This is a genomic window from Actinoallomurus iriomotensis, assembly GCF_030269445.1.
GTDB classification, from domain to species: Bacteria; Actinomycetota; Actinomycetes; order Streptosporangiales; family Streptosporangiaceae; genus Actinoallomurus; species Actinoallomurus iriomotensis.
In genome coordinates this window covers 1-17,341 of record NZ_BSTJ01000015.1, presented here as the reverse complement: position 1 = coordinate 17,341, position 17,341 = coordinate 1, and the positions used below count along the sequence as shown (strand labels likewise).

Sequence of the window (17,341 nt, the reverse complement as noted above, 5' to 3'; positions counted from 1 at the left end):
CCACGCACTCACTAGCAGCGTCGGGAGTGACGGCCGACCTCGACGACGCCGGTGTCGTACGCGCCACCTGATCAACGGGCCTCTACGGTTCCAACGCCGCCGCCTGGGCGAGCCCCGACAGGTCGATGATTGTGATCTCACGGTATCCGGTAGTGATCAGGCCCATGGCGGTCATGGCTGTGAGGACGCGATCGACCGAGACGCGTGAGGCGCCGATGGCGCTGCCGAGCTCGGTGCGGGTCAGGCCGAGGTCGATGACGCGACCGCCGGCGGGAGCCGGTTGGCCGTGGCGTACGGCGAGGTCGTACAGCAGCAGTGCCAGCCGGGCACGAGTGGACCGTCGCGTCATCAGGTGGTGCCAGAGATTGTTGTGCACCTGCTCGGCCAGGTACCCGGTCGCCTCGGCCGGCATCAACTGCATCTGCCGGTTAAAGACCTCTCGGCCAATCGTTCGGACCTCCACGCCGGCGGTACCGGCGAAGGCGAACGTGTGGTGTGCCGTGGTGCCGGACAGCGCTTCGGCATCGCCCAGCACATCGCCAACAACCCGCACCCCGGCCAGGACCTCATCACCGTCGGCGGTCACCATCTTGAGTTTGACGACACCCCGCAGGATGACCAGGACGTGGGTGAGCGGATCGCCCGCGCGGAACAGGCACTGCCCGGCCGGCACCCAGCCAGTCCGGCCTTGGAAGAGCAGTTCCTCGCGCTGTGCCTCGGGCAGCCGGGCAAGGAGTGTCCCCGGGCGCGGGGCGATCAGCGCAAACGGCCTCATGCTGTTGTTCATCAGCCGTGTAGCGCGGCCAAGACCGCGGGGATCGCGCCGAGCAACGCGGTGAGTGCCACGATCACCGACGCGATCCGCGTCGGGGCGGACTGGGCGAGTCGCGCGACGATGAACGCGACCAGCCCCACCAACGCCAAGATGACCACCACGCCGGAGCCGGTGGCCAGCAACAGCCGAGCATCCATCGATGCCTCCGTGTGCCTCTCGCCGAAACGCGCGTCGGGTTCGCCAGGCCTTGGTAAGGGACCTATCGGGCGATGCTGCGCTGCCTTGACCGTAGATCGGCCGCTCGCGACGGAGCTAGCTCCGCCGGTGCCCACTTTTGTCCCCCCGAAATGTCCCAACCGAAGCAATCTGGCGCGCGAGCTGGAGGTTTCCTATTCCATGAGTGCGACACCACTCACTCCGGTTCGGAGCGGTTCAGGCTGGAGAAGTTGACGATTATCCGTGTGCCTCTCGCCAGGCTGGTGATCGAACATCCGGCCCGCCCGGCTCGGATGGGGTCGGGGAACGTGGGGGTGGTAGCCCACGACATCCCCGGCCCCGCTCTCCGGCACGCCTCACGCCACCGAACCGATGAACGCCGCCGTCTCCATCGCAGCCGTACGCCGCCGACTCGGCTTGGTTAGTGGCGTGGTTGGCCTGCTTCGTGCAACTCGTTCGTCTTCATGCTGGCCATCGTGCGGGGCGCGCGCTGCGGCGTCGCCGGAAGAGGAGCGGGGGCCGACATGTAGGGCCCCCACTCGGGTCGATGTCACCAGCCGCAAAGTAGCTCTGCGTGACGATGGTGACGTTCGAGTTCAGCCCGGAGAGCCGCCGCTGCGGGCATCCGTGCGCGGTCGACCGGGCTCGGTCCGGTTTTGGGCCGCATCGGCCGGCCTCCCGGGAGCTCATCGACGCCTTCATCACCGTGCTGATGGACGGGCTCCGCCCGTCCCCGGCCACCCCGATTGGTGACGCCTCATGACGACGATTTCTGGGGATGCCGACCTGTTTGATTTGATAGGTAAATGCGTGCCATTCGCTTGACTCGATTCGGCGGACCGGAGGTTCTCACGCCGGCCGAGGTTCCCGAGCCGGTGCCCGCCGCGGGGCAGTCGTCCGTTCGAGTCGCCGCGGCAGGCGTCAACTATGCCGACATCCTGCGTACCGCCGGCACGTACTCGGGTGGAGTCGAGCTTCCCTTCATTCCCGGCAGCGAGGTCGTCGGCACGACGGCGGACGGCCGCCGTGTCATGGGGTTCACCTTCAATGGGGGCGGCTACGCCGAGCGTGCACTCCTGGATTCCGCCGAGGCGGTCGAGGTGCCGGACGAGGTGAGCGACGGGGCGGCGCTCGCCCTGCTCGTCCAAGGGCTGACCGCATGGCACCTGCTGCGCTCGTCGGCGCGGATCGCGCCGGGCGAGTCCGTCGTCGTGAACGCGGCGGCCGGTGGCGTGGGAACGCTCGCGGTGCAACTGGCCCGCGAGTTCGGCGCGGGACGCGTCGTGGCGGCGGCCTCCACGGCCGACAAGCGGGCCCTCGCGCTGGAGCTCGGGGCCGACGCCGCGGTGGACAGTGATCCCGACACCTATGCCGAACGCGTCCGGGAGGCGAACGACGGCCGGCCCGTGGACATCGTCCTCGACGCGAACGGCGGGCCCGCCATCGCCGCCGGCCTCGGCGCCCTCGCCCAGTTCGGCCGTCTGGTGAGCTACGGCGACGCTTCGCGCCAGGGCCGCCCGCCGGTCGACCCCATGGTCCTGGCGGAACGCAACCTGGCGGTGTCCGCCTTCTGGCTACGCCCGGCACTCACCCTGCGGGGCGCCTACCACCCGCCACTCCGGGAACTGCTCGCCCTCACCGCGCAGGGCCGCCTGCGCCCGATCGCCGGCTCGGAGTACCCACTGACCGAAGCCCGCCGAGCGTTCGAGGACATGGCGGCCCGTCGGACGATAGGCAAGGTCGTGTTGCGGATCGCCGACTAGATGAGTGATTCCAAGGGATCTTGGTGCGCAGACGCAGCGAGGGTGTCCAAGATCAGGTTGTGACGACCGATCTAGACACCCTCGCGACAGCACTGTACGTGAAGATCGATGATCTCCTGAAGGAATCGCCGCACCTGGCGCCCTGGCGCCCGAAGGTGGGCATCGTCCCTAAGCTCACCGACGCCGAGTTGGTCACCATGGCGATGATGCAGGCCCTGCTGGGCTTCGTCTCCGAAGCCCGCTGGTTGCGTCATGCCCGTGCTCACCTGCGGCATCTGTTCCCCTACCTGCCCGAACAACCGGGTTACAACAAACGGCTACGCGGCGCGGCGGTCATGATCAAACATGTGCTCCGGGCGCTGGCCACCGATACCGCCTTTTGGCGCGACGATGTGTGGGTCATCGACTCCACGCCGGTCGAATGCGGTCGTTCCCGAGAGACGGCCAAGCGCAGTGACCTGGCCGGATGGGCGCAGTACGGCTACTGCGCCAGCCATTCGCGGTTCTTTTGGGGACTGCGCCTGCACCTGGTCGCCACCCTGTCCGGCCTGCCGATCGCCTTCGCCCTCACCGGCGCCAAAGCCGACGAACGCCAGACCCTGCTGGGCATCTTCGACACCGAACCCGGCCTGGTGGCCGACCGACCCGGCCAGACACTGATCGGTGACCGGCACTACTACGGCAAGGCCTTCGAACACACCCTCGCCGAGGCCGGCGTGAACCTGCTACGCCCCGCCCGTAAGCACGAACGCGAACGGCCCGGCGCCACACTGTTCAAACCACTGCGTCAGATCATCGAATCGATCAACCAAACCTTCAAAGCCCAGCTCGACCTCGAACGACACGGCGGACGCACCCCGAACGGCGTCATAGCCCGCATCCTTCAGCGCATCCTCGCGCTCACCGCCGCCATCTGGCACAACCACCACACCGGCCAGCCCGTCACCCGCTCACTGACCGCCTACGACCACTGACACCAAGATCCCTTGGAATCAATCATCTAGGAGGTCCTAACAGAATGATCAGCGGACGAGGCGTCGCCAGCAGATGATGGCTGCGGCCAGGGTCATGAACGCCTCGTGGATGTCGTCTCGGATCTCCCAGCGGATGCGCAGGCGGCGGAACCAGGAGTGGCCGTAGCGAACGCGGAAAAACCAACGAACTTGTGTCTGATCTGGGGTTATTCGAAGACTCGCTCGACGATTTCGGCTTGTTCGTTCTGGCCGGCTCGGAAGTAGGCCCTTGACCAACAACGGAACGGTCAACGGCGGCACTGAGCCGGTTCGGGCGGAGTTACCGCTGTCGACCGTTCGGATGCGGGTGGCCCGTCTGTCGATCAGGACTGAGGGGGCGGGGTCCTTGGGTCGGGCAGCAGGTCGGCCAGTGCGGTGCGCACGGCGACTCGGCTCATCCCGTGCTGACGCGCGAGTCCAGCGATCGAGGCGCCTTCGTCGCGGAACGCCGTCCGCACCTGTTCGAGCTGGTCTCCGGTGAGTGCGGGTGGCCGCGCCCGCAGCATCGACCCATATCCGGGGCGCGACCGAGGCGGCGTCCTCGACTGTCGCGCCGGGCGGGGCGTTCGGAAAACGAGCGTTTGACGAACGCCCGCGCGGGCCGCGCTGGGCGTACCGGCGTCCTACTCCCGAACGTGACCCCAGCCCCAAAGTAGAGGGCCATCGTTTCGGCCCAGTGCTTGTCCATATAGGTCACCCCCGCCGTTAGAGTGTTCGAAGATGTGCCAATGATGGACCAGTGTCGCGCCTAGAGAAGTCCCCTGTGAGCTTTGTCCAAGAAAGCATCAACCTCGGCCTGGGTCCGGGCAGAGAGTGGATCCGAGTCTTTCGACCTAACCATCAGCAGAGGGAGATCGCCGTCCCAGTCGATTTCGAACTTGGGTGGTGGTTCGTTGGGGCGTCGTTGCGCCAGGCGGAAACCCCAAGACGCAGCGTCGCGCATCAATCGTTCGATGCGTTCCCGTTGCGCCGCTTCTCTCTCTTGCGCGTCCTCCGGCAGCGGTGCTGTGGCCTCCCGGACGGCTTCCCGAACGTCGTTGGTGGCCTCGGCCAACTCGGCGAGCTCGGCTTCCTTTTCCCCCCACTTCAACCGGCGGACTCGGCCAAGGAGTTACACGAGGGACCTGCGGAAGATGAGTCCGAGGACGATGGCGGACAGTGGCCACGCGAGCCTGCCGGTCATGGAGTCGATGAACTGGAGGGTGCTCACGCCTCGATAATGCCGCTTGTGGACGGTCTGCTGCCTGGGCTTCCGGGTGACCGGTTACGGTCTGGTCGCATCCTCGACAGGGCGGCTGGGGCCAGATCTGGGACGGCACCATGCCGGGCGTCGCCGACGCGCGCCGGTTCAGCGTAGACCTCAACGAGCTCGGCCGCATCGCCGAGGCCGACCTGGTCACCTGGGACCGCGCACACCAGCGATGGGGGCCAACGTCGTGAGGAACAAGCCACGCGGTCAACGGCGCACGTCGGCCTCCGGGCCCGAAAGGAGCCGATAGATCCAGCCCTGATCGCGATCTGGCTGTTCGCGTGCTGTCATAGGTCAGTGGGAGACTTTGCCCATGGCGCTGCGGTCACCGATCTACCTCGACACAGAAACACTGCTCGCTCAGGCCGAATACCACGAGATTGAGGTATCCCGGCAGGCGGACATTGTCGAGAAGACAGTGCGCAAGAGGTCCGGCGGAGGCAAAGCGGGTATCTCCGGCCTGACAATGAATGCATCTGTTGGGACAGATGTCGAATACCAATCGACCTACAAGCTGGAGCCGAAGGAGAAGGCCACGGCGAGCAAGGTAATCGACTCTCTTATCGCTGATGGTGCCGTCACGGTCAACCCGGACGACAATACGGCCCTCAGTAAAGATGACCTGATTGAGATCGAAGGAATCACGCGAATAACTGCGGCCAGCCTGGCTGGAAAAATGTTTTTTGTTTTCCGCCGGCTCATGGACGATGCAGATGTCGATCTTGAGACTATCTCCGATCTCAATGTCGAGGCGCTGCCTGTCGCCGAACAACTGAAGCAGGTTTACCTGCGGAATGAACTCCTACCTATCCCGCTCTTGTTGGAACTCACCGGTTCCACACTCCCGCAGAAGGTCTACGTCAACGTACGGCCGGACCACTTCATCGACGAGGCATCGGCTAACAGGGTGGAGGGTGAACTGCGCGTCTTGGGCAACGTCGAACGGCTGATCCCTGAAGGCGACGAGGGATATATCAGCGCTGAAGAGTGGCTGCTCTATGACTGGGAGCACATAATGCGGCGCAAGCTCATGCCCCAGATAGGCGACATCGTCGAAGACGTTATGGTCAATCAGCTTGAGCTCGACCTTCCGGCAGAGGACGTCCACGCCTTCATCGCGGGTCCAGCCATCATCGTGAACGCGATCGCGCTCTACTGAGGCTTTGCCGATACAGGCTAATCCCGAGGTCGCCCACCGCCGACGCCGCGGCCCGGCCGCATCTCGACCGGGACCCGCGCGAGGTCCGCGCGCCGGTCGTGCGAGGCGTCGGACCGCTCACGCGTGCACCCCAGCTCGGCGCCCACCGCCGCGCCGCTCCACTCCGGCCGGATCAACTCCTTCAGCGGAGGGTGGTTCCTGTGGCCCTCGCCGCTCCCCGAACGCGCGGATCAACAGCGCGAGGTTCGAAGACCTGGCGAAGTCGGCCACGACCCAGCACATTGCCAGGACGACTAGCACGAGCACGCCGACGACGAGGGCCAGTGCCAGATGGTCCATGGCTGCGAGTGCGCCGATGGCCGACACCATAAGGCCGCCACCCGCCGCCTTCGCGATCTGGGCACCGTGACTCTTCACGACATAGTCTTCCGCGCGTGCGGTGCGTTCAGTTCACGGCGCAGCGTCCATGCACGGGTGAGGAGACGCGTCGCGTAGCCGAGCTGATGCCATCGGCCCGCTCCAGCTTCTGCCAAGTCCCACAACTCGGCATTCCACTCCTCTAGGTAGCGCAGCCGGTGTGCGATGGGCACCATCGTCCCAACCGCCGCCATGAGCCGCCCGGCTGATGGCGTCACCTCAGCCCGTCTTCTCTGAGCCCACGCAATTTCCTCCCGAGCGGTATGCAACGAGTTGACTAGGTTATGGGCATGGAGCTGAGCGTTGTTCAAAAGACACAGATTATCATTCAACTGTCTGATTGATTGGGTGACGCGTACGTCAATATGTCGAATGAACTGATGAACGTCCCTGAGGCAGTGGGCAAGGGCTTCGGCATTGGACTGTGCTACAGGGCTGAGGGTCTGACGGCCGAGCGTCAATGCTTCAGCCTCAAGCGATCGGACAAACGTCCTAAATTTGGGAAGTGCATTGTCGGGCGGACGGTCCGATGATTGCACAAGTCGGCAAAACAGTCGCGCTTCTTCGTGGGCCTTATTTACATCTTTCGTAAGATTTGCTGCCCGTCTGTATAGCTCTTCATCCAGGTCAGAGATCGTCACGTCCACTATGCCGACGAGCTGTATGTGCTTCACGTTGCGCCGCCGGCAGGACGAGTCCGCAGGGCGGTGAACTCTCCGATCTGGGTACGGGCCTGAGCGAGGGCGATGCGGGCCCGCTCTGCGCCATCGGGGGTCAGGCGGTAGTAGCGGCGCCGCGGGCGTCCCTGCTCGCGAGGGTCAGCTTCCTCCCATCGTGACTCCACCCAGTCGATGCCTTCCAGGCGGGCAAGGATCGGGTGGATGGTGCCGCTGGCGAGACCGGCGGCCTGGACGATCTCCAAGCCGTACATTTCGCGTGTCGGTTCTTCGAGCATTGCCCGCAAGACGAGCTGCGTCGGCAGCGTCATCCGCGGGCCCGTCTTCTTCGGCATGCTTTAACTCTACCTAGACCCTAAGTAGAGTTCAACTTAGAGAGAGACGTGCAGGTCCGGCGCTACTTACGTGGCCGGCCACCGCCCACGCCGCGGCCCGGCCGCATCTCCACCGGCACCCGCTCGAGGTCGCCGCGCCGGTAGTGCGGGACGCCCAGCACGTCCACATGTTCGGGCAGGCGGCTGGCGCGCCGGTCGACGGGGATCGTTGCGTACGCCACGCCGAGGACGTCTCTCGGCTGCTCCCCGGTCGGCAGTTCAGGCAGCGACTTGCCGGCCGCGTAGGCGCGTATCACCGGTCCTGCTCCATCGTCCCGGTCTAAGTCCGCACCGCACGTGGGAGACCATCGAATCTCGTGCGCCACAGCGATCGGTGGGCCGCTTGTGGACGCTATTTCTTCTAGCGCCGGTGACGCGGGCCAGAATGATGGCCATGCGAGGCGGCAAGAGGTGGTGGCCGTGGCTGGCGGCGCTGGCGCTGATGGGCGGGCTGGTGCTGTTAGGAGCGGTGACGTTCGCTCCTCTGGGCGGCAAGGACGGTCTGCAGAGCTCTGCGAACCGCGCCCAGCTGACCGGGGGGTTCGTGCTTGTTGTCGCAGGTTCCGCCATCGCCGTGTTTCGCTGGGCCCGGCAGCGCTCAAACGCGCACCGCGCGGCGACCGCACCGACCACCGACACGCTGACCCGCGCCAAGGACATGCTGGCCGGGTTGGTGGGCGAACAGTGGAAAAACGAGGCACGGCTGCGGTCCTTGGACGATCCAGAACCGATCCCAGTGAGGTGGCGCACCCCCGCACCGAACTCGCGCACCGCCGCAGTGATGGACCATCCGGCCAACATCGCACCAGGCGACGCACTCAAAACCGATCAGGAGTGGTGGACGGCCTCCAGCGCCGACATCGACGCACTGGTCGACCGATTCCGCCACCTTCGACGGCGGCGCCTGGTGATCCTGGGCGGGCCTGGGATGGGCAAGACCACCCTGGCGATGCAGCTTCTGCTGCACCTGCTGGCCACCCGTACCCCCGACGAACCGATCCCGGTGATGCTGCCGGTCGCCAGCTGGGACACCGACCAGCATCCCCGGCTGCACGAGTGGCTCACCGACCGTCTTCCTCGCGACTACCCCGCACTGCGCTCACCCGGGCTCGGCGCCCACGTCGTACGAGCCCTGACCGCCCGCGGGCACATCCTCCCGATCCTGGACGGGCTGGACGAGCTACCCTCCTCCGCCCGAGCCAAGGTGATCGCCGCGTTGAACCGATCCCTGGGCGGCGATGACCAACTCATCCTCACCAGCCGCACCAACGAGTTCACCGCCGCCGTCACCACAGCCGGGGACGTACTCACCTCCGCCGCCATACTGCAACCACGCCTGCTGGCCCCTGCGGACGCCGCTGATCACCTCGCCCGCTGCCTGCCGCCCAACCCTGGACCGCAATGGCGAGACATCCTGATCAAACTGCGCAACACGCCCCCGGCCGGACCGTCCGGGGATGGCCCAGCGGCATTGGCCGGGATCGCCGCCACACCGCTGGGATTGTGGCTACTGCGCACCGTTTACACCGCACCCGGCACCGACCTCAGTGTCCTGGCCGACCGTAACCGCTTTCCCGCCTCCGCCGTGCTGCGGGCACACCTGTTCGACCAGCTCATCCCCGCGGTCATCGCCACGCGCGAGCCCGGTAAGAACCCCGCCGAGACGTTTCGGCCCCTGCGCCGCCGTGACCCCGAACAGGCACGGCGCTGGCTGAGCTACTTGGCCTATCACCTCACCAACCAACCGACGCCAGGCGGCAACGGAATCCGCGACTTCGCCTGGTGGCGGCTGGCCGCCACCAGCCACGCGATCACGCGAACCACTCACCTCGCCGCCACGCTCCTCAACGCCCTCGTGTTTGGGCTCATGCTCGGGCTCATGGCCGGCTTCCTCGCCGGGCCCATGGTCGGGATCATGGTCGGGCTCGTGGCCGCGCTCACGGTCGGACCCGAAGCCTGGCGCAAGGGCGGTGCACGGCCGTGGGCGAATGACTTGCCAGGCCGCGCCGACCTGCGCTTCCAGCAGCGAGCAGCCAAGCCCATGCGCATCGTAGTGATCGGGCTAGTGGCCGGGTATATGGCCGGCGGGGTGGTCTGGCTCGAGTTCGGGCTCGAGTTCGGGCTCGTGGCCGGGCTCATGAGTGGGGTCGTGGCCGGGCTCACAGCCGGGCTCACGGGCGGAGTTTTGGGTGAACTCGGGCTCGGGCTCGTGATCGGGCTCGCGTTCGGGCTCACGGACTGGCACAAGTTCGGGCTCATGTCCGGGCTCGCGGTCGGGCTCGCGTTCGGGCTTCTGGGCGCGCTCACGGTCGGGCTCCTATTTAGGCTTCCGGTCCCGTTTCTGGCGGAGGCACCGGCGCAGCTCGACCACGCCACGACACCGATGGGCAGCTGGCGCGCCGACCGGACCCTGAACCTCCTTCGTATCAGCACTGCTGGGCTTACGGTCGGGCTCATGGCCGGCTTCATGTTTGGAGTCACGGTCGGGCTCACGGGGCTGGCGGTCGGACTCACGGTCGGGCTCGCGACCGGCATCGTAGGCGGGCTCACTGCCAAGCATCGTGCCTGGCTGGCGTATTTGGTTGCCACCTGGCGACTCTCCCGAGCCGAGCTTCTACCGCGCCAGCTGATGCCCTTCCTGGACGACTGTCACCGCCTCGGTCTGTTGCGCGCGGTCGGCCCTATCTACCAGTTCCGGCATGCCGAGCTTCAAGACCACCTAGCCGCCGCCTACGACCACCAACCTGATGTGGCTAGTGGAGTGACGCCTTAACCGCGCGGTCGGCCACCACCGACACCGCGGCCCGGCCGCATTTCGGTCGGGACCCTCTCGAGGTCCGCGCGCCGGTAATGCGGGACGCCGAGTACGTCGACATGCTCGGGCAGGCGGCCGGCCCGCCGGTCGGCGCGGATCGTCGCGTACGCCACGCGGAGGACGTCGGCGGCCTCCTGGTCGTCGAGGAGGTCGTCCGGGTGCTCACCGGTCGGCAACTCGGGAAGCGGCTTCTCGGCCGCGTACGCGCGCACCTGCTCCTCGTCGTACAGCAGCTTCCGGCGGCCGGGGTTCACCGGCGCGGGGAATGCCGGGTCGGTCACGACGCGCGTGTTCCGGAACGTCTTGTACGCGATGCCGAGGATCCGCGCGGCCCCGGCCCCGTCGACGACCGGCCGCCCCCGGGGGATCACTGTCGGTCTCCGGCGGGCATTTCGTCGAGCAGGACGCTGACGTACGGGCGGGCGACGTCTCGACGCCGAGGACGACGAGTCCTCGGAGGAGTGATCACCGGCCGTCCCCGGCAGCCAGCCGGGGACGGCCCCTCTCCCCTCTCGGAGTGATCGACCTGCGGAACCACAACACGAGGCCGGCGAGGATACGCCCCAACGGGGCGGTCCCTCGCCGGCCTCGGGCAAGTTGACTTTGGAGTATTAGGTCTGCGGCATCAAATTTCTGGACATGGTTTCTGGACGGTGTCGTCGCTCGTCGCTATGGTGTCCGGAAAAGTGTACGTTCCCGGACGCGTGGTGGGGCCCATCAGTCTGAAAAATTGCAGGTCAGACAGATAGGCGGCCCGAATCTGCCGTATTCCGGTGGCACCCCACCTACCAGGCCATCGAAGAACTCGGCCGGGGCATCCGCACCATCTTCATCTGCGACTACCTCGCCGACGAGGAACTGCGCCGAGAGATCCACGAGGGCCTGAACGTGGTGGAGAACTTCAACTCCGCCAGCAAGGACATCTTCTACGGCAAGGCCGGCGACCTGACCGGCGATGACCGCGAGCACCTCGAGGTCTCCGCCCTCGCTCTGCATCTGATCACCGCGGCGATCACCTACCTCAACACCGTGATGATCCAGATCGTGCTACGCGACCCGGCCTGGAACCGGCGCCTCACCCCGGCCGACCGGCGCGGCCTGTCCGCCTTGTTCTGGTCCCCCCTGAACCTGTACGGCCGGTTCGAACTCGACATGAACAACCACCTGGACATTCTCGGCGGCCCACCGGTGCCGCCTTGAGGATAGAGAGCCGGGGCCCGAGCCAACGGGACCGCCGAGCCTCTTCCCGCTCGGCCGCCGTAGGCGCCCTCTCACACGACGTGTCGGCGCGCCTTGGTAATCGGTCCCGGCCCTCCGCGAGCCGGGCGGGCGGCCGTCCGTGCCGAGGGCCTGGCATGGTGTGGCGCTGGTCCCGGCCGCGACCCGCCGGTGCGCTCTACCGTGGGAGATGCGGTGAACCGGAGGGCGGCCATGGGCGCCGCGGCGAGGTGGCATAGCTGCTCAGACGGGGGGTCTTCCCACGTCGTACTCACCAATGACGCAGCAGGTCATACGTGTTTCCAGACGCGCAGGTGGGCGGTGAAGGCGCCGTCGTTGTCGCTGAATGTCTGATCGTTGGGCTCCAGGTACAGCACGGTCGTGCCGGTCGAGGGAACCGCGATACAGCCTGTGCCGGGCAAGAAGAACGCTCCTTGGGGGTAGCCGGTCTGCCGGGCGCGGAACTCGCCGATGAGGGAGTAGAGGTTGGCGCCGGGCAGCGGCCATTTGCCGTCGTTCGGCGCGGGCCAGCCCTCCCAGCCGCGCGGCCCGTTTCGTCCGGTGAACCAGACGCCGGCCCAGATATCACCGCCGGTCTCCAGCACCTCGATCGAGTCGCCGGGATGCAGGTCGATGCCGCGCCCGCTGCCCTCCACATCGACGATCGTGCCTCCTCGGGCGTCGATGGTGAAGGTTCGGTCCAGCTCCAGCGATCGCGTGCCGTGGCATGGGTCGGCGTACGCCGGTGAGGCGCTGATGGTGGCCAGCCCGGCGGTCAGGACGACCGCGCCCAGGACAGCGGCTGTGGTTCTCCGCGGGTTCATTCTCATCTCCGTTGGATCGGCCCATGCGGGCGACGATAAGGGGAAGGTCGATGCGGTCGGGTGGTGGTGGGCTGGGTCAGCTGCGGCGCGGGCCCGGCTCGCTGGCAGCGACGACAGGCGGCGGCAAAAGCCGGGCCAGGCGCGCCCTTATTTACTGTTACGCCGGACCGTTATCGTGAATGGTGTAGAGCAGTCGGCGAACCGGAGATGATCCCCGTCGCGCACCGTGCTTTGTGGTGCGCCATTGTTCCGGGTGGTTTCTCAGACGACGCCGGCGATCTTCAATGCGCAGAATCCGATCCACGCCAAGACGGCGATGAAGATCACCGTGATGAAGAATCCGGCGATGAGGGTGCCCGGGTGGCGGCCGTCGAGATCCTCGGTGACCGGCGCGTTCCGCTGTGAGGAGAGCGTGCGCGGGGCGCTCGTCCTGGGCGGGATGTGGCGTGGCCGGTCGGGCACCGGTCCCCAGCTGTATCCCATTCCATAACCACTGCCGTCGGTCTTGTTGCCGTAACCGTACCGATACCCGTATCCCATTACCGTCTCCGTTCATCGGTTCGACCAATTGGTTGGACGCGCATCGTGCGCATGAGGTTCGCAGTCGCAGACGAGCGAATCCCTTTTGCCTAAGATCGTCGGCGAAGAGGTCCACCCGGCCGCCATGGCGGTGTTTTAAGACGGGCGTAGAAACAGCCCAAGCCGCGTTCAGCGGCTCCCGGTGGTCACCGCCGTGGCCAGAATGACCACCCGGCCGGCCTTCGGCGGCCACCGGCCGCTACGCGACCCGGACGCCGCCGACACCGGAGACGAAGACTGACCACCACGATCAGCGATGAGTCATTTACAGTTGGCGATGACTGGTGTTGATGAGCTCCCGCCGGTCTCGCGCGACGAGGGTGCGCGGGACCAGGGCGGGGCGGGCCGGGGCCTGCAGACGCGTCACCTTCCCGGCCCGCGCCTACATTTGACCGGGCGTTGGGGCGGCATGGGATGGCGCTGCCGGGGCTGCGGGCAAGATCGGTTCATGACCGCAGAGGAGCCCGGACAGTCCGAGCAGTTCGAAAGGCGCTGCTGATCGCCTACATCGAGGCGGCCAAAGCCGATCCGACCACAGCACTGCTCGGCACCTCGGGGATCTTCAGCCACGTGTTGATCGAGCCAGCGGACTCACCGTTCGCTTCCTGGCTCATCGAACGGCGGATCGCGGTGGTCACCGCCGGCGGCGAGGTGACCCTGCCGTACGGCGGCAGTCACCTGCAGATTTCCGTCCTGGCCCATGCCTGATTATCCACGTCCGAGCTGGCCGCCACAGTGATCACCAGCGGGGACGAGCCCCCGATGGCGCACTGGCAGGCCCTGGAGGAACTGCGGGAGCGCTGCAACCTGCCCGCGATGGTCCATCCCGGTCCGGCCTGCCCGAACAGCTCCTGACCTAGCCCGGGGGGAAGCGGGGCGTGGCGATCTGGCGCGAGGCGCCGCCTGGCCCGCCCGGCGGCGGGCGCGGGTCGTGGTGGTCACTCCTGGCTCTGCAGGCGCCGCATCAGCTCTGGCGTCAACGTGCTCGTCGGGCCCGTCGGCACCGGCAAGTCGTTCACGGTCGCCCGGCTCGCCGAGCTGTGGCGCGAGCAGACCGGAACACCCGTGGTCGGCCTGACGACCAGCCAAAACGCCGCGTGGGTGCTGGCCAGACCGGGCCTCTGGCCTGCCGCCCCTCAGCTGACCGTGCGCTCCACGTAAGGGCGCAAAGCCTTGCGCAGCTTGGCCGCGTCCGGCGCCTGCCCGATGACGGTCCGGCCGTCGAGCGTGACGCTAAATGGGCACGCCTCATCGCCGGGCACCGTGAAGCGGCCCAGCGGCCTGGCGGTCTTCGCCTCGTAGATCTCGAAGACGTAGGAAGCCTTCAGGACCTCGATCTTGGTCGTGTACTGCGGCCGTGTGCGCCCCGACCCTTGCCAGTACAACCTCGCAACGGATCCGGGAACGTATTCGCAGACCCGGGTCTTTCGTGTCCCGACCATGTCCTGGTAACCACAGACGGCGAGCTGGGCCTTGGACTTCACGTCGGTATCGCTCACCCCCCAGCGGGAGGGGAGCTCGTCGGCGTCGTCGCTGGTGTTGGTATCCACGAACAGCAGTCTCACCGCGTGCGGGCCCTTCCCCCAGTAGGGCTCGGCGATCTCCTTGAAATACGTGTCGCCCCGCGCCTTACCGACCGGCTCAGGCGGGCAGAATTTGTCCACGGAGGCCGGGGAGGGCGGCTCCGGCGGCGGCGGATCGGCCAGCATGCCGGAGATCGCCACACCACCAAAGATCACGACGATGCCGATGCCGAACGCCCACCATGAGATCCGATCCAGCCTTCGCATGCACACGATTCTGGACGATCGGCCCGCACACCTCTACTGTTGAGCGCCCGGTTGTTGTCAGTAGCTTTCGCCTGGTTGTTATCAGTCGGAATGGGTCACTTCGGGGGATCGAAGTAGGGGCCTTCGCCGCAGCCTCGTACCCATCGCTTGAAGATTTCGATCTCGTCTTCGGCACCGCGCTCGAATTCGGAGCGGAGGTTGACGTGGAGGGTTGTGACGTCGCGGTCGAGTTCGAAGTCGCAGCGGGTTTCGCGTGCTGCTTCGTAGACGCCGTGCGCGGTGATGTCGTAGCCGGACATTCGGCCGGCGCGGCTGAAGACGAGGGCGGGTTCGAGGTGGTCGAAGAAGATCCAAATCTGTTGGAGCCCCGTCAGCCCGTTCATCCCGGTCGCGTAACCGCGCACGATGATGTGGCTGTCGGTTTGCTTGGGCCGGGGCAGGGCCGGAGTCTTGTGCAGGTGGTCGTAGTTGGGTGGCGATGTATCCGCGGCTCGCGTGAAGGGACCAGTCGTCGCCCGCATCGCGGTAAGCGCTGAAGGCGGCGGCGAAGTGCTCCGCCGTCCCGATGACGGCATCGGACAGGTAGGCGGTCGAGCCCTCGTTGGAAAGAGGTGAGGCGCCCAATCTGCCGACCGATTCGAGTACGCCCGTCTCTCCGGCGGCCGAGAAGAACTCCGCGAGTTCGTCGGCGCTCGCGGCGTCGGGGGCGATGAGGTGCACACCGCACGCCCGTTTCGGCTCGCCGTCCCCGTACCGCGACCAGAGCGCGTAGTACACGCTCAGCAAGAACAGGACCGCGATCCTGTCCCTACCTGTCAGGTGCCGGATCAGCAGGGTCTTGCCGTCCGACAACGCGAATCCGGCGGCGACCTGCCTGTCGTCCACCTCCAGCGCGAAGGTTCTCTGAATCGCCTCGGCGGCCAGGCTGAATGCCGTGACCTGCCGGTCGGAGGTGTCGCGCGGCTTGAGCTTCTGAGCCTGCGGCGCGTACGAGACGGAGACGAGCGGCGCCTGCGCGAGCGCTATCCCGCCCGCCGCCATCAGATCCATCACCTGCCCGACCGTGAACCGCCTGCTGACGTCCATGAGCGTGGTGACCGCGACCATGATGGTTCCCCACTCGTGCGTCACCCTGGCGATGTCGAGCGCGATCGGAACGTCGTGCCAAGCGTGCAGGACCGCGCTCTCGTGCCGGACGTCGACGTCGACGTCGACGCGGATGCGGTCTCCGTCGATCGACGCCGACAGTGCGGGAAGCGGAGGGAGCGGCCTCGACGGGAACTCCAGGCCGAACCCCAACCGCGTGAACAGCTCCAGGTTGGCGACCCGCCATCCGTCGTCCTCGCGCAGGAGGGCGCACTCGTACGAGGGGTTGACCAGGAAGAGGGGCATTTCACCGGGCGGCAGCCGGAAACAGCCCGCCCGCCATGTGAGGTGCGGTCGCCCGGTGGCCTGGAGGTCGCCCTCGACCCACGCGGGCGGGCGGCACCGCTGGTGGTGCAGTGACGCCGTAGCCAACCCGTCCTCCCCCCGGGCCTCCAGCGCGGGGCTCCCCCATCGCCCGAGCGACCGCCCGCACGTCTGGCAGTCGACCGGCCACAGGTTCGCCTCCAGCTCGGCGAGCACCCGCGGGCCGAGCCGCGCCCGGGTCACCGAGTCGGTCCGCATTCTTGGCGTCGCCATCGTCCAGCCTCATTCGTGTCGGGGCCACCACTGACAGTGCTCCAACGATCACAGGGTTCGCTGTGGATCACCACCCCGACGACCGCGAATGAGCCGGACGCCGCCGCAGCAGCAGGCCGCCCCTCGATCTCCGCGCCCGCGCGACCACCCTCATCCAGGAAGGCGGCACCGACACTGGCGCATAACACGTGATCGACGTCCTGGAACGTCTCCCGGCCGGACACCGCAAGACCCACACCGTCCCGCAGGGCTGCGCGGCGGCGACGTCGGCGGCACCAGACGAAGCGCAGCCCAGCTTCGTCGACGGCCGCCACCGCTTGTCCATCTGCTACAGCGCGACCCGGTCCAACCGGAAGAACTGCTCCAGCTCGGCCACCGACGGCTCCTGCGGGAACCGGCCATAGCGGGCGACCTGCTCATCAGAGAGAAATTCGAAGGGCATGGCCCCAGAACGTACGGCCCCTCACCCGGCCAGACCCGGCTCGTCACCGAACCGAAACGAAGATCAGCTTCCTACCGCTAATCCCTGCACCCAGCCTCCTCGCGGGCCGCCTCGGCCACGCCAGCATCGAAACCACCCAGCTCTACACCCTGCTGGACGACAAGGTCGCCGACGCCGAGATCCGCGCCGCACGCCTCGCCGGCGCGACCGGGGCGCACTAAGAGGTCCTAACAAAATGATCACTGTTGCCCGGTGATGGTGGGTCTGCCTGTTTGATCTTCGGTGTGAGGAAGGGTGAGCAGCCACCGTGGATCGTGGCCGACAGCTTGTGGGAGCGGATCGAACCG

Annotated in this window: 19 protein-coding genes; 8 read left to right on the top strand and 11 right to left on the bottom strand. The window is 66.8% G+C overall.

Features of this window, described 5'->3' with window-relative positions:
• Window positions 1-82: 82 nt before the first annotated feature.
• Window positions 83-787: a Crp/Fnr family transcriptional regulator gene (locus QSK37_RS43730; RefSeq protein ID WP_285633579.1), complete on the bottom strand. Its 705-nt coding sequence runs from the start codon at window positions 785-787 to the stop codon at window positions 83-85.
• On the bottom strand, window positions 787-972 hold the full coding sequence (locus tag QSK37_RS43725; RefSeq protein ID WP_285633576.1) for a hypothetical protein: 186 nt from the start codon (window positions 970-972) through the stop codon (window positions 787-789). The genes QSK37_RS43730 and QSK37_RS43725 overlap by 1 nt, the downstream gene beginning before the upstream one ends.
• An 825-nt stretch (window positions 973-1,797) precedes the next feature.
• Between QSK37_RS43725 and QSK37_RS43720 the strand changes: the two genes are divergently transcribed.
• Both QSK37_RS43720 and QSK37_RS43715 read left to right on the top strand, forming a co-directional pair.
• A complete protein-coding gene (locus QSK37_RS43720) occupies window positions 1,798-2,754 on the top strand; it encodes a quinone oxidoreductase family protein (protein WP_285633569.1) in 957 nt (318 codons plus the stop codon).
• Between the two features lie 59 nt (window positions 2,755-2,813).
• Window positions 2,814-3,728 (top strand): IS982 family transposase, encoded by a 915-nt coding sequence (locus QSK37_RS43715; protein WP_285633567.1) that lies wholly within the window; start codon window positions 2,814-2,816, stop codon window positions 3,726-3,728.
• A gap of 362 nt (window positions 3,729-4,090) precedes the next feature.
• Here the strand turns inward: QSK37_RS43715 and QSK37_RS43705 are convergent, their stop codons facing one another.
• Complete coding sequence (locus tag QSK37_RS43705; protein WP_285633564.1) at window positions 4,091-4,273, bottom strand: helix-turn-helix domain-containing protein; 183 nt, start codon at window positions 4,271-4,273, stop codon at window positions 4,091-4,093.
• Between the two features lie 1,056 nt (window positions 4,274-5,329).
• Between QSK37_RS43705 and QSK37_RS43700 the strand changes: the two genes are divergently transcribed.
• The gene (locus QSK37_RS43700; RefSeq protein WP_285633561.1) at window positions 5,330-6,175 is read left to right on the top strand and encodes a DUF6414 family protein; all 846 of its coding nucleotides are present in this window, start codon (window positions 5,330-5,332) and stop codon (window positions 6,173-6,175) included.
• A gap of 413 nt (window positions 6,176-6,588) precedes the next feature.
• Here QSK37_RS43700 and QSK37_RS43695 read toward each other — a convergent pair whose 3' ends face one another.
• The 3 genes from QSK37_RS43695 to QSK37_RS43685 all read right to left on the bottom strand — a co-directional run bounded on the left by QSK37_RS43695 (window position 6,589) and on the right by QSK37_RS43685 (window position 7,900).
• Window positions 6,589-7,266 (bottom strand): hypothetical protein, encoded by a 678-nt coding sequence (locus QSK37_RS43695; protein ID WP_285633558.1) that lies wholly within the window; start codon window positions 7,264-7,266, stop codon window positions 6,589-6,591.
• Window positions 7,263-7,604 (bottom strand): PadR family transcriptional regulator, encoded by a 342-nt coding sequence (locus QSK37_RS43690; protein ID WP_285633555.1) that lies wholly within the window; start codon window positions 7,602-7,604, stop codon window positions 7,263-7,265. Before QSK37_RS43690 ends, QSK37_RS43695 begins: the two co-directional genes overlap by 4 nt.
• Before the next feature lie 62 nt (window positions 7,605-7,666).
• Window positions 7,667-7,900 carry a hypothetical protein gene (locus QSK37_RS43685; protein ID WP_285633552.1) on the bottom strand — a complete coding sequence of 78 codons (234 nt, stop codon included), beginning with the start codon at window positions 7,898-7,900 and terminating at the stop codon, window positions 7,667-7,669.
• Between the two features lie 137 nt (window positions 7,901-8,037).
• Between QSK37_RS43685 and QSK37_RS43680 the strand changes: the two genes are divergently transcribed.
• Complete coding sequence (locus QSK37_RS43680; protein WP_285633549.1) at window positions 8,038-10,416, top strand: NACHT domain-containing protein; 2,379 nt, start codon at window positions 8,038-8,040, stop codon at window positions 10,414-10,416.
• Here QSK37_RS43680 and QSK37_RS43675 read toward each other — a convergent pair.
• The gene (locus tag QSK37_RS43675; RefSeq protein ID WP_285633546.1) at window positions 10,413-10,829 is read right to left on the bottom strand and encodes a MerR family transcriptional regulator; all 417 of its coding nucleotides are present in this window, start codon (window positions 10,827-10,829) and stop codon (window positions 10,413-10,415) included. The two genes, QSK37_RS43680 and QSK37_RS43675, sit on opposite strands and share 4 nt — an antisense overlap.
• A gap of 358 nt (window positions 10,830-11,187) precedes the next feature.
• On the opposite strand from QSK37_RS43675, the gene QSK37_RS43670 reads away from it, so the two are divergent.
• The gene (locus tag QSK37_RS43670) at window positions 11,188-11,658 is read left to right on the top strand and encodes a Tn3 family transposase (protein ID WP_349498043.1); all 471 of its coding nucleotides are present in this window, start codon (window positions 11,188-11,190) and stop codon (window positions 11,656-11,658) included.
• Between the two features lie 308 nt (window positions 11,659-11,966).
• On the opposite strand, the gene QSK37_RS43665 is transcribed toward QSK37_RS43670, so the two are convergent.
• Together QSK37_RS43665 and QSK37_RS43660 are read right to left on the bottom strand one after the other, a co-directional pair.
• Window positions 11,967-12,500, bottom strand: coding sequence for a hypothetical protein (locus tag QSK37_RS43665; protein ID WP_285633543.1), 534 nt, complete (start codon window positions 12,498-12,500; stop codon window positions 11,967-11,969).
• Window positions 12,501-12,761: 261 nt separating this feature from the next.
• Complete coding sequence (locus QSK37_RS43660) at window positions 12,762-13,040, bottom strand: hypothetical protein (protein WP_285633540.1); 279 nt, start codon at window positions 13,038-13,040, stop codon at window positions 12,762-12,764.
• 453 nt (window positions 13,041-13,493) lie between these two features.
• Here QSK37_RS43660 and QSK37_RS43655 point away from each other — a divergent pair, with 453 nt between their 5' ends.
• Both QSK37_RS43655 and QSK37_RS43650 read left to right on the top strand, forming a co-directional pair.
• A complete protein-coding gene (locus tag QSK37_RS43655) occupies window positions 13,494-13,787 on the top strand; it encodes a hypothetical protein (protein WP_285633537.1) in 294 nt (97 codons plus the stop codon).
• 195 nt (window positions 13,788-13,982) lie between these two features.
• On the top strand, window positions 13,983-14,240 hold the full coding sequence (locus tag QSK37_RS43650) for an AAA family ATPase (protein ID WP_349498042.1): 258 nt from the start codon (window positions 13,983-13,985) through the stop codon (window positions 14,238-14,240).
• Here QSK37_RS43650 and QSK37_RS43645 read toward each other — a convergent pair.
• The gene (locus tag QSK37_RS43645) at window positions 14,216-14,869 is read right to left on the bottom strand and encodes a hypothetical protein (protein WP_285633534.1); all 654 of its coding nucleotides are present in this window, start codon (window positions 14,867-14,869) and stop codon (window positions 14,216-14,218) included. The two genes, QSK37_RS43650 and QSK37_RS43645, sit on opposite strands and share 25 nt — an antisense overlap.
• Window positions 14,870-14,964: 95 nt before the next feature.
• Window positions 14,965-15,390 (bottom strand): hypothetical protein, encoded by a 426-nt coding sequence (locus QSK37_RS43640; protein WP_285633531.1) that lies wholly within the window; start codon window positions 15,388-15,390, stop codon window positions 14,965-14,967.
• Window positions 15,391-15,688: 298 nt separating this feature from the next.
• On the opposite strand from QSK37_RS43640, the gene QSK37_RS43635 reads away from it, so the two are divergent.
• Entirely contained in the window at window positions 15,689-16,375 is a 687-nt protein-coding gene (locus tag QSK37_RS43635) for a hypothetical protein (protein WP_285633528.1), read from the top strand.
• Window positions 16,376-17,341 lie beyond the last annotated feature (966 nt).

Bases quoted from the DNA above. Each gene is read 5' to 3' on its own strand.
- QSK37_RS43700 (WP_285633561.1), top strand. From the start codon at position 5,330: ATGGCGCTGCGGTCACCGATCTACCTCGACACAGAAACACTGCTCGCT.
- QSK37_RS43640 (WP_285633531.1), bottom strand. From the start codon at position 15,390: ATGCGGGCGACGACTGGTCCCTTCACGCGAGCCGCGGATACATCGCCA.
- QSK37_RS43690 (WP_285633555.1), bottom strand. From the start codon at position 7,604: ATGCCGAAGAAGACGGGCCCGCGGATGACGCTGCCGACGCAGCTCGTC.
- QSK37_RS43730 (WP_285633579.1), bottom strand. From the start codon at position 787: ATGAACAACAGCATGAGGCCGTTTGCGCTGATCGCCCCGCGCCCGGGG.
- QSK37_RS43705 (WP_285633564.1), bottom strand. From the start codon at position 4,273: ATGCTGCGGGCGCGGCCACCCGCACTCACCGGAGACCAGCTCGAACAG.
- QSK37_RS43655 (WP_285633537.1), top strand. From the start codon at position 13,494: ATGGCGCTGCCGGGGCTGCGGGCAAGATCGGTTCATGACCGCAGAGGA.
- QSK37_RS43660 (WP_285633540.1), bottom strand. From the start codon at position 13,040: ATGGGATACGGGTATCGGTACGGTTACGGCAACAAGACCGACGGCAGT.
- QSK37_RS43725 (WP_285633576.1), bottom strand. From the start codon at position 972: ATGGATGCTCGGCTGTTGCTGGCCACCGGCTCCGGCGTGGTGGTCATC.
- QSK37_RS43680 (WP_285633549.1), top strand. From the start codon at position 8,038: ATGCGAGGCGGCAAGAGGTGGTGGCCGTGGCTGGCGGCGCTGGCGCTG.
- QSK37_RS43645 (WP_285633534.1), bottom strand. From the start codon at position 14,869: ATGCGAAGGCTGGATCGGATCTCATGGTGGGCGTTCGGCATCGGCATC.
- QSK37_RS43720 (WP_285633569.1), top strand. From the start codon at position 1,798: ATGCGTGCCATTCGCTTGACTCGATTCGGCGGACCGGAGGTTCTCACG.
- QSK37_RS43665 (WP_285633543.1), bottom strand. From the start codon at position 12,500: ATGAACCCGCGGAGAACCACAGCCGCTGTCCTGGGCGCGGTCGTCCTG.